We start from the raw sequence: 19233 nt of genomic DNA on the forward strand, positions 1-19233 counted from the left end.
ACGGCAACACCGATCGGCACCACCGAACCGAGGGAGAATCCCGATGCCGAACCCGCAGAACCCCCCGGGCCCCGCCCGAGCCATCGCCGCTCCCCACCCCCGCCCGCCCCGCACCACGGCCGTCCGGTCCCGAGCCCGCGCCGCGCCGACAACGGACCCGCCGCGCCCGCGCGGCACGCCGACCGTCACCCCGCCAGACGCCCGCGCCGCGCCGACGGCGGACACGCCCCACGCCGGACCCACGGCGACGGTCGGCCCGCCGAACGCCCGCGCTGTTTTGACCGTCGGCTCGCGAGACGAACGAGCTGAGGGGCAGGCAGATCCGTGCCGCGTTGGGGTCGTGGTGCTGGGGCGCTTGGTGAGGGCCTGGGTTGGGCTGAGGGGTGGCTTGTCGCGGTGGATCCGCGCGGTGAGTGACGTGGGCGGGCGGTGGCGCGGAGGTGTTGGGCAGATGGCGGGTGCGGCATGCGTTGGTGAGGCGGCTGGGCTGTCGAGGGTGCGCGCTGGTTTGGGGAGGGTGTTGGGCATGGGCGGGTCAGGGGGTGCGGAGGGCGCGGTAGGCGCGGAGGGCGGACGGGAGGGAGGAGAGCTCGGTGAGGAGGCGGGAGCGGAGGGACGGGGATCGAGGGGTGCGGGTGTCGGTGAGGAGGGCGTTCGCGGCGGTGCGGGCGGAGACGCCGGAGAGGCCGCCGCCCGGGTGGGTGCCCGCGCCGGCGAGGTAGAGGCCGGGAAGCGGGGTGCGGGGGACGGGCAGGCCGGGAGGCCGCCAGCCGAGGAGTTGGTCGATCGTGAGGTCGAGGTGGTTGGGGTTGCCGTCGCCGTGCAGGCGGGCGGCCCAGGAGGCGGGGCCCGTGACCGTGACGCGTCCCGTGGCGAGGTCGGCGCCGAGGATCCGGCCCGCGCCGCGCAGGACACGGTCGGCGGCCTCCTCCTCCAGGGCGGGGGTCCACGGGCCGTCGGCGCGGCGCAGCGGCACGACGGAGGAGAGCCACACGCCCGTCCCGGCCCCGGCGACCATCGCCCACGGGGAGGCGGGCAGCCGTCCCGCGAGCACGTCGCCGAAGCCGCGGCGCAGGTCGTCGAGCCCGTCCTGGACGAAGCAGACCGGCCCCGTCGCGCCCCGGCACGGCTCGGGCACGGGCACCCCGGTGACGGAGACCGTCAGCTCGCAGACGTTCAGCCTGCCGGAGGAGACGTGCGCGGCGGCACGGGCCAGCGCGGGCGGCGGATCGGCCAGCAGCGCCGTGGTCCGGCGCACGTCGAGCGTCGAGAGCACCCGGTCGGAGGTAAGCCGTTCGCCGCCGTCCAGGGTGACGGTGTAGCCCGACGCCGTCCGGGAGATCCGGGTCACATGGGCGCCGGTGCGCAGGGTGCCGCCCGCCGCCTCCAGGGCCGCGGTCAGCGCGGTGACGAGGGCACCGGAGCCACCTTCGGGGCGGACGGCGGGCGCCCCGTGCGCGGCGGGCAGCAGCAGCGCGAGCATGCCGGAGCCCGGCGCCCAGGGCGGGATCTGCCCGTGCGCGGCGTACAGGGCGAGCGCCGCCCTGGTGTGCGGGTCGGTGAGCGAGCGTTCCAGGACGGCTTCGGCGGGCGAAAGCAGCATCCGGAAGGTGTCGTCGCCTCCAGGCAGGTCGCGCAGGGCGGCGGCCAGCGCGGTGGGCGTGGGGGCGGTCGGGAAGGAGTCCAGGACGCCGAAGAACGCCCCGGCCCGGCGCGTGAGCGCCAGGTACGCCCGCTCGTCCGCGCCCAGCGCCGCCGCGGTGCGTTCCGCCGACACCTCGAACGCGCGGGTCGTCCCGTCGCCGAAGACCGTCGTGGCGAGCCTGTCGCGCTCGACGTAGCGGAGGCCGAACTCCGCGAGGCCCAGATCGTCGGCGACGGCCCTGACCCCGCCGTGGTCGACGGCGCCGCGCTCGACCACCGAGCCGTCCGGGAGGGTCTGCGTCCACACGCAGCCGCCCGGCGTCTCGGCGGCCTCCAACACCGTGACCTCCACGCCGCCCCGCGCGAGGTACACCCCGGCGACGAGCCCGTTGTGCCCGCCGCCCACAACGAGCGCCCTCACCGGGCACCCCCCAGCCGCGAGAAGCCCGCGCCCGCCAGGCCCGAACGCTCGGCGAGCCCCCGCACGAGCGGACGGCACCGCGCGATCTGGTCGGCCTCGTCCACGGTGCGGCACACGTGGTCGGCGACGACCCTGCGGCCGTCCACCCACACGTCGCGGACGGCGCGCGGCGACGCCCCGTACACGAGCTGCCCGCACGGATCGTGCAGGACCGAGACACAGACGGAGTCCTGGAGCAGCACCAGGTCGGCCCGCTTGCCGGGCTCCAGGCTGCCCACGAGGTGGTCGAGACCCAGCGCGCGGGCGCCGTCGAGCGTCGCCATGCGCAGCACCGTCGCCGCGTCGATGACGGACGGGTCGAGCGCGGCGACCTTCTGCAGCAGCGCGGCGGTCTTGACGGCCTGGAGCATGTCCTGGCCGTCGTTGGAGGCAGCCCCGTCGGTGCCGATGCCCACCGCGACGCCCGCCGCGCGCAGCCGGGGCACCGGGCAGACGCCGGAGCCGAGGATCATGTTCGCGACCGGATTGTGCGCGATCGCGACACCGTGCCCGGCGAGGATCTCGACGTCGGCCTCGGTCACCCACACGCCGTGCCCCGCGATCAGGGGCCGCTCGAACAGGCCGAGCGCGAGCGCGTGCGGGATCGTCCTGCGGCCCCAGCGCTGGGCGGCGGCCACGAGTTCCTCGCGTACCTCGGCCAGATGGGTGTGGACGGCCCAGCCATGGGCGCGGCAGGCATCCACGCCTGCTTCCAGGAGCGCGTCGCTCTGCCCGAGGAGGGTGCCTATCCCGTATCGGAAGGAGACGAGTTCGCTTTCGGCCGCCGCCTTGGCCAGTTCGTCCTGCTCGGCCATGACGCGCGCCACGTCCGCCCAGGGCGCGGCGTCCGGAGCGGCGACGTCCTCGGCCCCGAAGGAGACGACGCCGCGTAGGCCCGCCTCGTCAAGGCCCGCGACGACCCCGACGCTCGCGGGTTCCTCCGGGTTGCAGTGCACGAACATGTCGTTGACCGTCGTCACCCCCGAAAGGAGCATCTCCACGGCCCGCAGTCTGGTGCCCTCCCGCGCGTCCGCGCGGGTGAGCGCCGCGCCCAGGGGCCCGACGATCCGCTCGCCCCACTCGAACAGGGTCAGCTCCGAGCCCATCCCTGTCGCCAGCGCCTCCGAGAGGTGCGTGTGCGTGTTGACGAACCCGGGGATGAGCAGCCCCGTCCCGTCCCCTTCGACCGGAACGTCCGGCAACGCTCGTCGCAGGTCGGCGTACGGCCCGACCGCGACGATCTCCCCGTCGCGGACGTGCACCGCGCCGTCCTCGACCTCACCGGCGGGCCCGACCGTGAGCACCCACGCGGCCCGGACGAGCACCTCCTCGCGGCCCGGCAGCCCGGTGCGCTCGGCGGCGCGGCTTGCCGGGCGGGGCCCGCCCGTCGGTACCGTCTCAGCCGGTCCGTGGCCCCGTGGCGCGCGGGGTCCGCCGGTGGCCGTGGCGGCGCGCGGGTCCGGGGCGGTCATGCCGCACGCTCGGCGAGGTCGCGCAGGACGGCGCGCAGGACGCCGACGAAGACGTCGATCTCGGCCGGGGTGATGACGAGCGGCGGGGTCACGCGCACGGTGCCTTCGGAGTTCAGGACGGAGCCGACGAGCACGCCGCGTTCCTGCATGGCGTTCGCGACGTCCTGCGCGGGCACGGCGACCTCGAACGCGCACCACAGGCCGCGGCCGCGGATGTCGGTGAGCAGGGCGGGGAACTGGTCGCGCACCGATTCGAGGCGTTCGCGCAGGTACGCGCCGCGCTCGGCGGACCGGGCGACGAGGTCGTCGCGCTCGATCACGTCGAACGCGGCGATTCCGGCGGCGCACGCGACGGGGTTGCCGCCCATCGTCGTCAGGTGGCTGAGCGCCGGGTCGAGGAAGGTCGCGAAGACCTCGGCGCGGGCCAGCACGGCGCCGAGCGGCAGGCCGCCGCCGACCGCCTTGGCGCAGGTGACGATGTCCGGCTGGATCCCCCACAGCTGGTGAGAGAACCAGGCGCCGGCGCGGCCCATGCCGCCCTGCACCTCGTCGCAGATCAGCAGCGCGCCCGCGCGGTCGCACAGGTCGCGCAGGCCCGGCAGGAAGGAGTCCGACGGCACCCGGATGCCGCCCTCGCCCTGGATCGGTTCGACGATCACCGCGGCGGTGCGCTCGTCGATCGCGGCGGCGGCCGCCTCCAGGTCGTCGAACGGGACGAACTCGACGTCGGGGAGTAGCGGCTCGAACGGGGCCCGCCACTGCTCGCGCCAGCTCACCGACAGGGCGCCGAACGTCCTGCCGTGGTACGCGCGTTCCATCGCGACGAACTTCGGCCGTCCGGTGTGCTTGCGGGCGAGCTTCAGCGCGCACTCGGTCGACTCGGCGCCCGACGACGTCAGGTACACCGTGTCGAGGGCGCCGCCCGCGGCTCGCACCAGGCGTTCGGCGATCTCGACCTGCTCGGGGACGACGAACCTGCCGTACACGTTGACGTGCGCATACCGGGTCATCTGCTCCCGCACCGCCGCGACGACCTCGGGCCGTGAGTGCCCGACGTTCGCCACCGCGATGCCGGAGGTCATGTCGAGGTAGACCCTGCCGTCGGCGGCCCGCAGCGTGCAGCCTTCGGCGGCCGACACGACGAGTTCCTTGCGGCCGGGCACCGTCTGCGACAGCCGCGCCGCGAACCTGTCCCGGTAGGACTCCAGTTCCTCGTCACTCATCGTCGCCGAAGGCACCAGGTTGTTCAACATCGGTTCACTCCTCACATCTCACGGCGACTCGTTCTCGCGTCCACGACTCGTTCTCGCCCGAACTTCTCTTCCGTTCCGCTACGCCCCGCCGCTGTCTCCCTCCGATCCCGGTGGGGTGCTTTGTGGCATGCGGTGGGCCCTTAGGCGGTTGGGTGGTTTGGGTATTAGGTGGGCCTTTGGTGGGGGTCGGTGTGGTGGTGGGCGAACCAGCGTCGGGCGCGGCGGAGTTCGGCGGGGGAGTCGGCGGCGCGGGTGGTCCAGGTCGTGTCGGTTACCGGGGAGGTGGACGGGCCGGGGGAGAGGGCGACGCGGGCGCGGTCCTCCAGGTGGTGGAGGCGGGTGGCGGCCTCCAGGGGGTCGGTGCCGACGGCGAGGGCGCCGTTGCCGCGGAGGAGGAGGGCCATGTCGTCGGCGAGCGCGCGGGCGGCGGCCTCGGCGCGCTCCCGCGTCGAGATCAGAGCCACGTCGTCGTGTACGCGGACCGTCAGGCCCGCGAGGAGGCCGAGGCCGTGCAGGACGGGAAGGGGGGCATCGCCTGTGCCCCATCGGACGGCGTGCGGAGGGTGGCCCCGGCAGATGCCTCCGACGTCGGGACGCGCGGCGTAGACGGCGAGGTGTAGCCAGATCTCCAAGGGCACGTCGTCCAGGGCACCGGCTAGGGCGCGGCCGGAGGGGTCGAGGACGACGACGTCCTCGGGGCGGACGGCGTCCATCGGAAGGGTGGGCGTGATAGCCGCGCCGCCGCCTGGGAGCCGCGCGGACACGTGTCCGAACGCCTCGACAAGACCGGCCCTGGCCGTCATCCGGGCGACGGCGGCCACGTTGGCGCGCGCCGCCTCCACCGCGCTCATACCGCCCCCAGCGGAGGAAGCGGCACCGCAGCGGGGCGAATGCCGCGAAGTGCGAGGAAACGGGTCCTGGTCATCTCCTCGATCGTGTAGCCGTCGCCCTCGCGCCCCGCGCCCGCGAGGCCGACCCCGCCGAACGGCACGACGGGCGGGCGGTAGTTGTTGGTGCCGTTGACGACGACGCCTCCGAAGTCCAGTTGCTGGGCGACGGAAAGCGCGCGCGCGAGGTCGGCGGAGAAGACGGCGGCGGTAAGGCGGAGCGCGCTGGCGTTGGCGACAGCCACCGCCTCCGCTTCCGAAGCCACAGGGATCACCGGGAAGACCGGACCGAAGATCTCGTCGTCCACCGCGACCGCCGCCCGCGCGGGCACGTCGGTGAGCAGCGCGGGCGGGAACCAGGGCCCGTCGGCCTCGGCGGCGCCGAGCACCAGCCGTCCGCCCTCGGCGACGATCCGGCCCGTCTGGGCCGCGACACGCGCGGCGGACGACGCGTCGATGAGGTGGCTGAGCCGCGCCTCCTCGTCGAGCGGGTCGATAGGCAGTACGTCCGCCAGTGCCGCTTCAAGGCGGCCGGTCAGTTCGGCCGCGACCGACCGGTGCGCGAGCAGCCTCTTGGTGGCCGCACACGCCTGCCCGTTCATGAGCAGCCGGCCGCGCAGCGTCTCGGCGACGACGAGGTCGAGGTCGGCGTCCGGCAGCACCAGTGCCGCGCCGTTGCCGCCGAGCTCCAGGTGCAGCGGCCGTAGCAGGTGCGCGGTGGCGCGCGCGACGGCGACGCCCGCGCCGACCGAGCCGGTGAGCGACACCGCGTCGACGCCGGGCGCGGCGCACAGGGCGGCGGACACCTCCGTCCCGCCAGGCACGACCTGCAGGACGTCGTCTGGCAGGCCCGCCTCCTTCAGCAGCGCGCAGAGCGCCATGGTGGCGCGCGGGTTCTGCGGAGGCGGCTTGACGATGACGACGTTGCCCGTGGCGAGCGCGGCGGCCGCCTTCTCCACGGTGAGCTCGATGGGGAAGTTGAACGGGATGACCGCGACGACGACGCCGACCGGCACCCGCTCGACGAGCGTCAGGTCGCGCTCGCCGCCCGGCAGCGCCCCGGTCGGCGCGAGCGTGCCCGCCCAGGTCCGGCCGAGCTCGGCGTTGACCTCCAGCAGCCGCGCCGCGCCGCGCACCTCGCCGCGCGCCTGCCCGATCACCTTGCCGGACTCGCGGGCGTGCGGCCGGGCCAGCTCCTCCAGCCGCTCCCGCACCAGCAGGGCGGCCCGCCGCAGCACGTCGGCCCGCGCGTGCGGCGCCGCGTTCCGCCACCCCGGAAGCGCCGCCCGTGCCGCCGCGACGATCCCCGGCACCGCCGCCACGTCGACGTCCTCCGGGCCCTCAGGCGCCTCCCCGAAGCCCGTCACGCCGCTCTCCCGGTCTTCGACCGGCGCAGCCGGATCGGCCTCTCCAGGCTCCTGAGCGGTCGCCGGACGCCTTTCTCGCCCGCATCCGGCCTCGCCGCCGGGTCGGCGTCTCCCGGCCTCTCAGGCCGCTCCCTGACGTCGTCACGCGCTCTCCACCTGAGGGGCTCGGGGGTGCGGGGGGCTCCGGTGTGAGGCGGGTGGCTGAGGGTGCGGCTCATGGGGTGGCTGCCTTTCGGGTGGCCGTGTCGATCCAGCCGACGAGGTGGGCGAGGGTCTCGGGCAGGGCGAGCGGGGTGTCGCGCCCGTCGCCGCGGGCGAAGACGGACCGGACGGAGCCGGGCCCGGAGGGGCGGCCCTGGGCGGCCAGCCGGGCCGTCAGGGCCACGGTGGCGGCGGTGAGCTGGGCGCGGGTCGGCATGAGGGTGAGCGCGCCGGGCAGCAGGTCGAGGACGCCCACCAGGGGCTTGTCGCCGGAGACGCCCTTGCGGGCGGATGGCAGGCCGTCGGCCTTACGGCGTTCCTTGTCGGCGAGGAAGCTGATGTGGGTGAGGCCGGGGGAGACCCAGGCGGCGACGCCCGCGTAGGCGGGCGCCAGCCTCCGGAGCGTCGCGGCGAGCACCTCGACGAGGGCGTTGTGCATGTCGGCGTACGCCTCGCGCTCCGCGGGACCCCACTTCCAGGTTCCGTTCGGGCTCCGCGTCGCCGTGGAGTCGGCCCGGTACGGGGTCACCGAGGTACCCCGGGATTCGAACAGGCCGGGGTCGTCGTAGGACGTCGCCGGGCTCTGCGCGCCGCGCCAGGTGAAGGAGTGCTCGTAAGGCACGAGCGCGAGGGGCTCGCTCACCACAAAGCGGTCGAGGACCCATCCGTCGCGGACCAGGGGAGACACATCAAGCAGGGAGGCGTCCTCGCCGTCCGCGAGGCACCCCTCCAGCTCTGCGGGGACGGGCCCGCCGGACGGAGCCCAGCCCGCCGCGCGCAGCGCGGTGTTGATGCCCCGGTGCTCACGGCTCGTGACGTACGGCTTGTACTTCGTGCACGGAAGCAGCACGGCTATCCGTCCCCGGTCGGCTCCGGGCACAGGGGTGGGCGTCCAGGAGTCCCGGACGTAGGCGAGCCAGTCCGCGATGAGCGGGTGCGTCAGCGCCTCGACGTTCTCCTGCGGCGAGTAGAGGCACAGCGCAGGGTCGAGGGTGAAAGGCGGTCGGATCTTGCGGGCGGAGACGGGTAGCCGCGCGTCCCGAGTCAGCTCCGCGGCGTTCACGCGGCCTCCTCGCGGACGACGAGCCTCATCGAGGTCGGGTCCCAGTTGTTGCACGGGCTGAGGTCCTGCGGGCAGGCCGAGACCAGGACGACGAGGTCACGTTCGGCGCGCAGTGTGATGGTCGATCCGGCCGGTTGCAGCGCCGGATAGGTGACGACCTCGCCCTCGGCCGTCACCTGGTTGTGCATGAAGACGTTCCAGGCGTTCTCGCCCCTTACGGTGACGTCCGCGCCCAGGAGGTCGCGCGCCTGGAGCAGGTTGTCGAGGCAGCTACGGTGGTCTTCCACGCCGTAGGAGTAGAGGTACCTTTCCCGGTCGCAGCAGGGGACGACTATGTCGTGCCTGCCTACGTCGTCCCGCAGGATCGTCAGGAGCGGGTTGCGGTGGTTGGAGTAGAGGCTCTGCCCCACCTTGAGGAGCACCGAGGTGTTGACGGCCGCCGTGTGGGCGGGCGAGAGGTACTCGGCTGTGTCGGCGGCGTCGTAGGCGACGAGGTCAGCGACCTGGGAGCCTTCGAGGTCCACGAGGTCGAGCAGCTGTCCGGCCGCGAGGCGGACGCCCCGCCCTTCCTGGGCCGGGATCACCACTTCGGAGACGATCATGGGGGTTCCTCCTTCAGCAGACATGGGCGGAACCTGGCGGCTCCGGAACTTCCGGGGTGATCCGCGCCTTACGGGCGGCGGCCGGGGTGTTGCGGCTGGTCAGCGCCTTGATCTCGCCGTCGATGAGGACGAGGCTGATGCCCGGGATGTCGCCGCGCGCCAGCGCGCCGAGCGCGTCCGGGGCCTGCGCGCCCCAGGGCGCGTCCATGACGACGAGGTCGGCGGGTCGGCCGGGCGCGAGGACGCCCGCCGCGAGCCCGTAGATCCGGGAGACGTTGCCCGTCGCCCACGCCCACGCGACGGGCGGCTCCACCCCGGCCAGGGAGCTGAGCTCGGCGACGGTCTTGAGCACGCCCAGCGGCATCGTGCCCGTCCCCGTGGGCGTGTCCGAGCCGAGGACGACCCGGTGCCCGGCGCCGTGCTCGCGGACGAGGTCGACGAGCTCGATCGCGCTGCGCAGGTTGCCCGCCTGGACGAGCTGGAGCGCCATCTCCGTCTCCGCGACGATCGTGCGCAGCCCTGCGGCGTCCAGGGAGGTCGGGCCGCCGTTGAGGTGCCCGCAGACGTCCGGCGCGAGCGATAGCAGGTGCTCCGTGGTGATCGGCTTGGAGCCGGGGATGGAAGCGCCGCCGGAGTGGCAGGTGACGAGGATGCCCGCCTCCTGGGCGGCCTTCACCTGGGCGAGGCCGTCAGCGGGGTCGGCGTAGCGGCCGAACCCGAACTTGGCGTACCTGACGCCGAGGGAGGCGAGTTCCTTGAAGTCGTCCGGAGTCAGCACAGGTTCGAGCACGACAGCCCCGCCGTTGACCTTCATCCCGCCCGGCCGGTACTCGCTCCACGAGCGCTGTGCGAGCACGGCCAGCGCCTTGACCCCTGCGGCGTCGTGGGGGCGGCCCGGGAGGTGGATCTCTCCGGGCGACACGACGGAGGTGATGCCGCCGTGCACGTAGGAGGCGAGGAAGCCGACGGCGGTCTGACGCGGCGTGTAGTCGCCGAGGACGACGTGGCAGTGGGAGTCGATGAGCCCTGGCGCGACGGTGGCGCCCTGCGCGTCTATGACCTGGTCCACGTCGCCGGGCCTGGCCGACGTGCCCAGTTCGGCGATCAGCCCGTCCACGATGAGGAGGTCTTCCGGCTCCGCTACGGGTGCGTCCAGGTCGCCCGTAAGCAGCGTGCCGATCCCGGTGACGAGGGTGCGGCTCACCGGGCCAGCTCCGACAGGTGCGGGAGCCCGGCCTTGCGCACGAGGTCGCGGGCCAGCGGACGGGACCGCGCGACGACCTCGGCCACGTCCACCGTCACGACCTCCCCGTCGACGACGGAGGGCCGCCCGTCCACGAGCACGTCTTTCACCTCACGGGAGCCCGCCACCCAGACGACGGCCTGGTAGGGGTCGTGGACGTTCGCGAGGGTGGGGGACGACCCGTCGAGCACGACGATGTCAGCCGCCTTCCCGACCTCCAGCGAGCCGATGCGGTCGTCCATCCGCAGCGCCCGTGCGCCGCCGATGGTGGCCATCTCGAACGCCTCGAAGGCGGTCATCGCGGTCGCCTGCAGGTGGGTGACCCGCGCCAGCATCGCCGCCGATTTGAGCGCCTGCAGGAAGTCCTGGCTGTCGTTGGACGCCGCCCCGTCCACCCCGATCCCGACGTCGATGCCCAGCGCCCGCATCTCCATGACGGGCGCCGCCCCCGACGCGAGGATCATGTTCGCCACCGGGTTGTGCGCCACTCCCACCCGGTGCAGCGCCATCAGTTCCCGGTCGTTCCGGTCCACCCAAACGCAGTGCGCCGCCAACGTGGGCGCCCCGAACGGCCCCTCCCGCGCGCAGTGCGCCACCGGCGACCGCCCGAACCGCTGAAAAGCAGCCGTCACCTCCTCCCGAATCTCCTGCAAATGAATATGCACCCCGAACCCACCCCCCACCGCAAGCTCCACCGACGCCGCGAACAGCTCCTCGGTCTGCCCGCCGACCGCGCCGATCCCGACCCGGAACGTGCTCAGGCGGCTGGCCGCGGCCGCCTCGCGCAGCGCGGCGTGCTCGTCGAGTCGCGGCGCGATCCCGCCGGGCAGCCCCAGGTCGCCCGCGCCGAACGACACGACGCCCCGCAGGTTCAGTTCGTCCAGCGCGGCCACCACGCCGGGCGTGACGGGCTGGGGGAGCGGGTCGCACACGAACATGTCGTTCGCGGTCGTGATGCCGCTACGGAGCATCTGGACGCCCGCCAGCAGCGTGCCGACATAGGCGGACTTATAGGTCAGATGCGGACGGACAGGGTTGATCAGGGCGTGGATCCACTCCCAGAGCGTGTACTGCTCCGCGATCCCCGTGATCAGCCCTTCGGAGAAGTGCCCGTGGGTGTTGACGAACCCCGGGAGGACGAGGTCGTGCGGCCCGCCCAGCTCGCGCGCGTCCGGATGCGCCGCCTTCAGCTCGGCGTACGGCCCGACCGCCTCGATGACCGCGCCGGAGACCAGGACCGCCGCGTCCCCGAGCGCCCCCGCCGGTCCCGCCGTGAGGACGTGTCCGCCCCGGACGAGGGTCTTCTGGCTCATCTGTCCTCCGTTGTCTCGAACGTCTGTCACGTAACGGTTCACTCGGATGCGGGCGGCGTGTGGTAGTCGAAGAGCCCTTCGCGGGGCTCGGCGAGCTCGCCGTAGAGCTCGGGCCTGCGCGCCCGCAGCAGGCCGGGAATGGAGTCGAAGGGCTTGGTCGCGCCGAGTCTGTCGTCGTTGTCGCGCAGCCAGCGCAGCCGTGCCAGGTCGATCTCGGCGACGGCTAGTTCGGCGCGTCCGGCCTTGACCAGCGGGTGTTCGGGTCCGGTGATGAGCGCCGAGCCGGACTCGACGTCCCAGAGGTTGTTCGTGAGAGCCAGGTAGCACTGGTTCTCGATGGCGCGGACGCGGGCGATCATCTCCCAGTTGGGCGCCAGCGACGTGAAGCCGCCGCCCGCGGGCGACAGCAGCACCTGGGCGCCGCGCAGCGCCAGCACCCGCGCGGGCTCGGGGATCCACAGCTCCGAGCAGACGACGACGCCCATCGGGACGCCGTCGAGCTCGAAGGAGCCGAGGACGGGGCCGGGCGCCACCCAGCCGCCGGTGTCCTTCGGCGGCACCGTCGCGGGATGGCTGCGCTCGTACCGCAGCGCCACCGACCCGTCCCTGCGCAGGACGTACACGGTGAGCCGCCACAGGCCGTCGGAGCACTCCTCCATCCGGCTCCAGCACACGTTCACGCCGTGCGCCTTCGCCGCCTCCGTCATCGCCGGCGTCGCGTCGTAGGACTCGGCCGCGGTGAACGGCCCGGGGCTGTGCTCGGGGAACAGGATCAGGTCGGCGCCCTTGGCGGCCGCCTCGGCGACCAGCTCCACGGCGCGCGCGACGTTGTCGGCGCGGCGCTCGGAGGGCGCGGTACGCGGCTGGGCGACGGCGAGGGTGTAGGTGTCGGGCATGGGGGGTCCTGTGGGGAGGGGTGGGGGGCGCGGCGGCGGGAGAAGGGGCCGGGCCGCGCCCCCGGGGGAGAGGGTTTAGGGGGTGAGGCCGATGGAGGGGTTGATGAACTCGTTGGTGACTAGGTCTTCGGGGGTGATGCCCGAGATGTCGGCGTCGGGGGCGTACTCGGTGATGAGGTCGATGAGCTGCTGGACTCGGGGGAGGTCGTAGTTGCCGAGGGTGCTGTCATCGCCGTTGGCGATGAGGCCCATGTCGATCTGGGCCTTCACGGACGCCTCGGCCTGGCCCGGGGTGTAGATCCAGCTGGTCTGGTACTGGTCGACCAGGTCGATGATCTTCTTGTTGGTGGCCGCGTAGTCGGTGATGTAGTCCACCTGGGCCTGCTGGAGGATCGGGACGAGCTTGGAAAGGCAGTCCTTCTGCTTCGTCACGTCCTCCTTGCGCACCACCATCGACTGGAAGTACTCGGGGAAGCCGGTGTCGTGGATGAGCTGGCCCTTGACGGGCTTGCCCCACGCCTTCGTCTCGACCTCGTACATGTAAGGCTCGGCGGTGATGAAGCCCGTCTCGGCGACCTTGCCTCCGGCCGCGACGAACGTGGCGGGCTTGGGCGAGTCGCTCTGGTCGATCTGCGCCTTGTCGATGACGCCCGTCCCGACGAGGTACTCCTGCCAGACCGTGACGTCCGAGCCGAGCAGGATCTTGACCTTGTCCTTCTTCAGGTCGGCGATCGTGGTGGCGTCCGGGTAGGTGGCCGGATCCCAGTAGATGGCGTAGGGGCTCTTCTCCAGCTGGGCGAAGACGGAGACCACAGGGGTGTCCTTCTGCGTCACGAGGTGCTCGGAGACGCGGCCGTAGCCGAACATGATGTCCTTGTCCTGGTACAGGAGGGACTGGGCGGTCTGGTAGCCGACGGACGCGCCGCCGATGCGGATCTCGACGTCGACGCCGGTGTCCTCGCCGGACGCCACCAGCGGGCCCTTCACGGACTTGGCCTGGGTGTTGACGGTGTAGCCGTCGCCGAGGAGCTGGTAGATGCCGCCGTGCTCGGCCTCGGGCTCCCAGTCGGCCTGGATGACGACGGTGGCGGGGCAGACCCCGGACAGGGCGCCGGAGCGGTCTCCGGCGGCCTCGGGGGCGTCGTCGCCGTCGCCGCAGGCGGTGGCGAGCAGGCTCATCGAGGTGATCAGTGCCGCGGTGCCCAGGACGCGGCGGGTGAGGGCTCTGGACATGGCTCGTCCTTTTCGGTGGTCGGGCGGGGAATCGAGGGGGAGGGGGCTGTCAGGAGGAGCGCGCGGCGCGGTCTCCCGCGCCCCACGCCTCCGACCAGGCGCCGACGACGCGGCGGCCCAGGGCGCCGAAGACCCAGAAGACGGCGACGCCGAGGACGGCCGCCGCGAACACCGTCGCGAGCATTTCGGCCGACTGAAGGCGGCCGCTGTAACGGGACAGGAGGAGGCCGAGGCCGATAGCACCTCTGCCGAAGAAGAAGTCACCGACGACCGCGCCGACGATGGACAGGCCCGCCGCCGTCTGGAGGCCGACGAACACCTGCGGGAGCGCCGCCGGTATCTGCAGCTTCACCAGCCGGGTGAACGGCTTGGCACGGGCGAGCGTGAGCAGGTCGTGCAAACCGCGGTCGGTGCCCAGCAGCCCCTGGAGCGGATTGATGACGAGCGGGAACAAGGCGATGATCACGCAGACGACGACACGGGCGGTCAGTTCGTAGCCGAACCAGAAGCCGATGACGGGCACGATCGCCAGGATCGGGATCGTCTGGAGGAACACCACCCACGGGTACAGGGACCGCTCGATCCAGCGGGCCTGCGCCATGAGGACGGCGAGGACGGAGCCCAGGACGAACGCGATGGCCAGGCCGATGAGAGCCGCCTTGAGCGTCTCCCAGCTCGCCAGCAGGATGTCCTCCCGCGTCCGTTCGTCGAGGAACCCTTCGCTGACCACCTCGTGCGGCGGCGGGAGAAGGAACCTACGATCCTCCGCGAGCACCTGATAGGTGACGACGTACCAGGCGCCGACGATGAGGGCGAACACCCCGAACGGCGGAAGGACGCGGCCCAGGCTCGCGGTGAGCCGGGCGACGACGGGTCCGGTCATGACGCCTCCTCCAGGGCACGCGCCACCTTGCCCGCCAGGTCAGCGAACTCGGCGGTGTACCGCAGGTCGGCGGGCCGGGGGAAGGCGAACGGCACGGTGAACTCGGCGGTGATCCGCCCCGGCCGCGCCGACATCACCACGACCCGGTTGGACAGGAACACCGACTCCTCGACGGAGTGGGTGATGAACAGGGCGCCGAAGGAGCGTTCGACGAACAGGTCCATGAGCTGGAGGTTGAGCCGGGTCCGCGTGATCTCGTCGAGGGCGCCGAAGGGCTCGTCGAACAGGAACAGCTCGGGCTCCATGACGAGCGCCCTGGCGAGGCTCGCGCGCATCCTCATGCCGCCGGAGAGCTGCCGGGGCAGGTGGTCGGCGAAGTCGGCGAGGCCCACCGACTCCAGCGCCTCCTGCGCCCGCATCCGCACGTTGCCGCGGTTGGCGCCGGACAGCTCGCCGAGCAGCTCGACGTTCCGCCGGACCGTCCGCCACGGCATCAGCGTGGCGTCCTGGAAGACGTACGCGATCGACTCCGTGGCCGTCTCGACCGCGCCGGAGGAGGCGTGATCGAGGCTGGACGCGAGGCGCAGCAGCGTTGACTTGCCGCACCCTGACGGGCCGATCACCGAGACGAACTCGCCGCGCGCGACGGTCAGCGTGACCGGGTCGAGCGCCTGGACGGCCCCGAACCTGCGCGTGACGTCGCGGAAGGCGAGCAGCGGACCCGGCGGTGTCATGTCAGGCCGTCCTTCCCGGTGATCTCGGACGCGGCGATCCCGCCGAGCCGGGCGTTCAGCCGGCCCCGGTTGGCGACGGCCACCGCGACGAGCACCTCGTCGGGGTAGGGCGCGTCAGCCGGGTAGAGGGTGACCGCGTCGTAGTGGTCGCGGACGTACAGGGCGTCCTTGTGCGCGAGAGGCAGCGTGAGCGGGGTGCCCGCCGCGCCTACGCACGTCGCGGAGGAGACCCAGGCCGCGCCGCCGCCTACGGCGTCGCGCAGCGCGTTGCCGAAGGGCGTCGTCACGAACGAGACGACGTGCTCCTGGGCGCCGTTCGTGCCTGCGACGCCGCCCTTGCCGTAGCTCAGGGCGGGCTCGCCGAGGACGTCCACAGCCATCTCGCCGAGGATCCGGCCGAGGACGGGGCTCGCGTCCACCGCCGGAGACAGGTCCTCGTGGTAGGCGCCCGCGAACGGGTTCGCGATGACCGCTCCCACGACGACCTTGCGCAACGGCTTCTCCGCGACGATCCCTTCACAGCTCAGGTCTTCGGTGACCTGCGTGAGGAACCTACGGATCGGGAAGGGGAAACCGTCCATCACGCGTCCGCCTTCGCGGCCCGCGCGGCGGGCGGGAAGACGGCGTCGAACAGGCCCGACTCCAACGACTCCAGGTAGGCGACGACGTCGTCGGTGTCGGTGACGTCGCAGTACTTCATGTGCACGTCCATCAGCGCGACCTTGTGCGACAGCTGGGAGCGGTCGAAGGCGGCCTCGTGGGGGATCGTCACCTTGAGGTCGTAGGAGACGGCGTCCACCGCCGTCGCCCGGACGCAGCCGCTCGTGGTGGAGCCCATGAGGATCAGCGAGTCGGCTTTCAGCTGTGTCAGGTGGCTCATCAGGGGCGTGCCGAAGAACGCCGACGGCTTGCGCTTCTCGATGAAGATGTCGCCCTCGGCGGGCGCCACCTCGTCGACGATGTCGTTGCCGCGGTGGCCCATCACGTCGACGACGTCCGTGGAGCGGTGGCTCTTGTCGTTCCAGACGCCCAGGTCGAAGCCGTCCGGACGGCGCGGATTCGTCGTGTAGACGACCGGGAGGCGCTTGCGGCGGGCCACCTCCAGGATCCGGACGATCGCCGGGACGGAGCGGCTCCAGGCTTCGGGGCCGCACGCGTAGCGCCACCGCTTGATGGACTCCAGGATCGGCTCGTCGGTATCGCCGCAGAAGTTGTAGTTCACGTCGATGACGACGATCGCCGGACGCGACCCGAAACCGGCGCGTCTGCCCCATCCGGCGGCCTCGAAGACCGCGCGGTCGGTGGCGTCGAGGACGTCGTCCCAGGGGGCGACGCCGCGCTCGTACAGGGCGGCCATGTCACTCCCCCTTCATCGCGGTGTACTTGTAGGTCTCCTTGGCGAAGCCGGGGCGGGTGAAGTCGGTGCCCAGCCAGCGGTTGCTGGGGGCCACCCTGGTCGGCTCGGTCACCGCGAACGCCTGCTTGCGGCCCATCGGAGTGCGCGCGAGGTACTCGCCGCGGGGGTCGCCCACCGGACGCATGCCGGGGGAGTCGTCGGCCCACTCGGCCGTCACCTTGCCGCGCAGGATCGTCTTCACAGGCCAGCCCGTGAAGGTGTGGCCCTCCATGATCGACCAGCCGGAGCGCGTGTTCAGGTGCTCCTTGCCGACGGTGACCTCGCGGCCCGCGTCCACGATCGTGATGTCCGCGTCGAAGCCAGGCAGGAGCGAGCCCTTGCGGCCCCACAGCCCGGCCGTCTTGGCGGGGTTCTCGCAGACGACCTGCACCATCCGCTCCAGCGAGATACGGCCCTTCGCCACGCCCTCCGACAGCAGGACCGGCAGCAGCATCTCCACCCTGGAGAAGCCCGTGCGGCAGTCCCAGATGTTGGCGTTGTACATCTCCTCGTAGGTGGCCGGCTCCCAGCCGACGACGTGGTCGGAGCCGACGACGTCGACGATCCCGTCCGCCAGGGCCACCCAGAGCGCCTCGATGTTGTCGCGGCGGCGCAGGGGCACGTTGATGCGCCAGCCCTGCTCCGGCTCCGCCCAGAGCCACGCGGGGCCCGTCTGCGCGTACACGTCCACGCCTTCGCCGCGCGCCTTCAGCACCTCGTCGAAGCTCAGTTGCGTCGTGCAGTGCTGCAGGTACAGGGAGACCCGTCCGGGCGTCTGCTGGGCGAGGTAGGAGTAGGCGCGGATGTGCTGCGCCTCCAGGAAGTCCGGGGAGCGGTCCGTCCAGGCGCCGAAGTCCGTACGGCCCGCCTTGCGGAGCCGCTCTTCGAAGACCCGGCCTATCTCCCAGTTCTCCGGGTGGATGTGGACCATGCCGCCGTAGTGGGCGACCTCCTCCATCACCCGGAAGACCGTGCCGTCGTCGATACCGGTGCCCAGCCCCGCGCGGCGCGAAGGCCAGTTGTTGTCTATCTCGTCGGACATCGACTTCATGCCGCGCGTCTGGAGGTAGAGCTTGTAATCGGTGACGCCGTGCTGCTCGACGTACTCGGGGATCTCGTCGGCGTGTTGGTCTGTCTCCAGCATGTAGCACAGGTACGCGTCCGTGTGGGAGACGTCCTCGATGACCTTCTTGGCGCTCGGGAACGACTCGTGGAAGGAGCGCACGTCGCTCTTGCCGATGACCTCCTTGAAGGGGGTCGTGCCCATCCGCGTCATGGGCGCCTGGATGCCCCACGTGGTGATGCCCGCGCACGCCGCGGCCCGCGACTCGGTCCGCATGTCGTACTCGAACGGGACGTAGCAGCCGGGGTGGGCCTCGGAGTCGACCACGCCGGGGATGACGTGGTTCCCCCTGGCGTCCACGACCTCCTTGGCGTCGGGGAGGAGGTCGTCGGGGGCGAGCGCGACGATCTTCCCGTCCTTCACGCCGATCCCGAACCGGTACCTTCCGTCCCCCAGGACGACGGTCCCGTTCACGACCTTCAGGTCGAGTTTTTCCTCTGCCACTGTGTGCCTTTCGAGGATGACAGCCAGGCGGCTGCGCTGTGCGTCGTCGGCCTGTCTCCTGTTGCTGCCAGCGCGATACAAGCACAGACACAACCGGCCACGTCAGTGCCAAACCCTCCATTTCACCCACCATTTACGCTGGCCGGAGCCCGAAACACACGCGAAACACGCGTAACATCTGGCGGCACAGATGCGAGACAGGCGGTCGCAATTCTCCGCCCCAAAAGCGACACAGAAGAGAGACAGAGCCGCCCCGGAACGCCCTGACCGTCGCGGACCGCTCTTTCGGGACACCCCACCCGGCCATTCGGGACGCGCGGCACCTTGTGACGCTCCCGTCGCCCACCGCACCCTGGTCCCGTCCACCCGGCCCTGAGGAGGACGAGGAGGCGAGCGATGTCCCCGGCGCGCTGGACGATCGGGTTCGCCCTCGCGGCGGCCGTGGCGGCGACGACGGCGCTCGCGGTGCTGCCGGACGAGCCGGACGCCGCCGCGCCCGTCGTGGTGCCCGTGGTGCCCGATCCCGCCGAGAACCCCGCGGCCCTGACCGAGCCGACCCGCCCGCCCTCCGGCGCCGACGGCTCGCCTGTGCCAAGACCCGCGACGCCCGGATGGCCTCGCCTCACAGCCGACGACAGGGCTTTCGTCAACGGGCTGCTTGCGAAGGACGAGGACTGGGAGGCGTTCTCCGGCGGGGTGCCCTACGCCGTCGTCCAGGATCGGCCGTGGACGAGCGGTAGGGAGAGGACCGGGGTGGTGCGCCAGGTGCGGTTCGTTCGCGCGGTGACGACGCCGATGCGGCGCTGGCCCGTCGTCGTCTGGAAGCCCGACGGAGGGGGCTACGACCGGTACCGGCTCAACGCGCGGTACGAGAACGTCAGGGTCGCGCTGCTGCACCTGTCCTTCGAGGACGGGCTTGTCGCTCTTCAGGGGATCGGCCCGGCCCGGACGGTGCTCGGTGAGGGCAACGGCTGGATCGACGAGCTGCCCGCTCAGGCGCCCGACTGATGCGGCGCTCG

The 19233-nt window shown here is 72.4% G+C and carries 17 protein-coding genes; 1 reads left to right on the forward strand and 16 read right to left on the reverse strand.

Going from position 1 to position 19233, the window contains the following annotated elements; genetic code table 11:
• Positions 1-535 precede the first annotated feature (535 nt).
• From LO762_RS23155 to LO762_RS33645, 16 genes are all read right to left on the reverse strand, one after another.
• Positions 536-2065 carry an NAD(P)/FAD-dependent oxidoreductase gene (locus LO762_RS23155; RefSeq protein WP_230617962.1) on the reverse strand — a complete coding sequence of 510 codons (1530 nt, stop codon included), beginning with the start codon at positions 2063-2065 and terminating at the stop codon, positions 536-538.
• Positions 2062-3576 carry an amidohydrolase family protein gene (locus LO762_RS23160; RefSeq protein ID WP_230617963.1) on the reverse strand — a complete coding sequence of 505 codons (1515 nt, stop codon included), beginning with the start codon at positions 3574-3576 and terminating at the stop codon, positions 2062-2064. The genes LO762_RS23155 and LO762_RS23160 overlap by 4 nt, the downstream gene beginning before the upstream one ends.
• A complete protein-coding gene (locus LO762_RS23165) occupies positions 3573-4829 on the reverse strand; it encodes an aspartate aminotransferase family protein (RefSeq protein ID WP_230617964.1) in 1257 nt (418 codons plus the stop codon). Before LO762_RS23165 ends, LO762_RS23160 begins: the two co-directional genes overlap by 4 nt.
• A gap of 164 nt (positions 4830-4993) precedes the next feature.
• Positions 4994-5680, reverse strand: a complete 687-nt coding sequence (locus LO762_RS23170; RefSeq protein ID WP_230617965.1) for a class II aldolase/adducin family protein — start codon at positions 5678-5680, stop codon at positions 4994-4996.
• Positions 5677-7083, reverse strand: a complete 1407-nt coding sequence (locus LO762_RS23175) for an aldehyde dehydrogenase family protein (protein ID WP_230617966.1) — start codon at positions 7081-7083, stop codon at positions 5677-5679. Before LO762_RS23175 ends, LO762_RS23170 begins: the two co-directional genes overlap by 4 nt.
• Before the next feature lie 214 nt (positions 7084-7297).
• Entirely contained in the window at positions 7298-8347 is a 1050-nt protein-coding gene (locus tag LO762_RS23180; protein WP_230617967.1) for a hypothetical protein, read from the reverse strand.
• Complete coding sequence (locus LO762_RS23185; RefSeq protein ID WP_230617968.1) at positions 8344-8949, reverse strand: DUF1989 domain-containing protein; 606 nt, start codon at positions 8947-8949, stop codon at positions 8344-8346. Before LO762_RS23185 ends, LO762_RS23180 begins: the two co-directional genes overlap by 4 nt.
• 13 nt (positions 8950-8962) lie before the next feature.
• Positions 8963-10153, reverse strand: a complete 1191-nt coding sequence (locus LO762_RS23190) for an amidohydrolase family protein (protein ID WP_230617969.1) — start codon at positions 10151-10153, stop codon at positions 8963-8965.
• A complete protein-coding gene (locus LO762_RS23195; RefSeq protein WP_230617970.1) occupies positions 10150-11505 on the reverse strand; it encodes an amidohydrolase family protein in 1356 nt (451 codons plus the stop codon). Before LO762_RS23195 ends, LO762_RS23190 begins: the two co-directional genes overlap by 4 nt.
• Positions 11506-11543: 38 nt before the next feature.
• Positions 11544-12401, reverse strand: a complete 858-nt coding sequence (locus tag LO762_RS23200) for a carbon-nitrogen hydrolase family protein (RefSeq protein ID WP_230617971.1) — start codon at positions 12399-12401, stop codon at positions 11544-11546.
• Positions 12402-12476: 75 nt separating this feature from the next.
• Positions 12477-13634, reverse strand: coding sequence for a hypothetical protein (locus tag LO762_RS23205; RefSeq protein ID WP_230617972.1), 1158 nt, complete (start codon positions 13632-13634; stop codon positions 12477-12479).
• Between the two features lie 49 nt (positions 13635-13683).
• On the reverse strand, positions 13684-14517 hold the full coding sequence (locus LO762_RS23210; RefSeq protein ID WP_230617973.1) for an ABC transporter permease: 834 nt from the start codon (positions 14515-14517) through the stop codon (positions 13684-13686).
• A complete protein-coding gene (locus LO762_RS23215; protein ID WP_230617974.1) occupies positions 14514-15251 on the reverse strand; it encodes an ABC transporter ATP-binding protein in 738 nt (245 codons plus the stop codon). Before LO762_RS23215 ends, LO762_RS23210 begins: the two co-directional genes overlap by 4 nt.
• Positions 15248-15832, reverse strand: a complete 585-nt coding sequence (locus LO762_RS23220; RefSeq protein WP_230617975.1) for an amino acid synthesis family protein — start codon at positions 15830-15832, stop codon at positions 15248-15250. Before LO762_RS23220 ends, LO762_RS23215 begins: the two co-directional genes overlap by 4 nt.
• Positions 15832-16608 carry an isochorismatase family protein gene (locus tag LO762_RS23225; RefSeq protein WP_230617976.1) on the reverse strand — a complete coding sequence of 259 codons (777 nt, stop codon included), beginning with the start codon at positions 16606-16608 and terminating at the stop codon, positions 15832-15834. The genes LO762_RS23220 and LO762_RS23225 overlap by 1 nt, the downstream gene beginning before the upstream one ends.
• A gap of 1 nt (position 16609) precedes the next feature.
• On the reverse strand, positions 16610-18214 hold the full coding sequence (locus LO762_RS33645; protein WP_230617977.1) for a dihydroorotase family protein: 1605 nt from the start codon (positions 18212-18214) through the stop codon (positions 16610-16612).
• A gap of 396 nt (positions 18215-18610) precedes the next feature.
• Between LO762_RS33645 and LO762_RS23235 the strand changes: the two genes are divergently transcribed.
• On the forward strand, positions 18611-19222 hold the full coding sequence (locus LO762_RS23235; RefSeq protein ID WP_230617978.1) for a hypothetical protein: 612 nt from the start codon (positions 18611-18613) through the stop codon (positions 19220-19222).
• The last annotated feature ends 11 nt before the right edge of the window (positions 19223-19233 follow it).

It is taken from the genome of Actinocorallia sp. API 0066, assembly GCF_020991275.1.
GTDB lineage: Bacteria > Actinomycetota > Actinomycetes > Streptosporangiales > Streptosporangiaceae > Actinocorallia.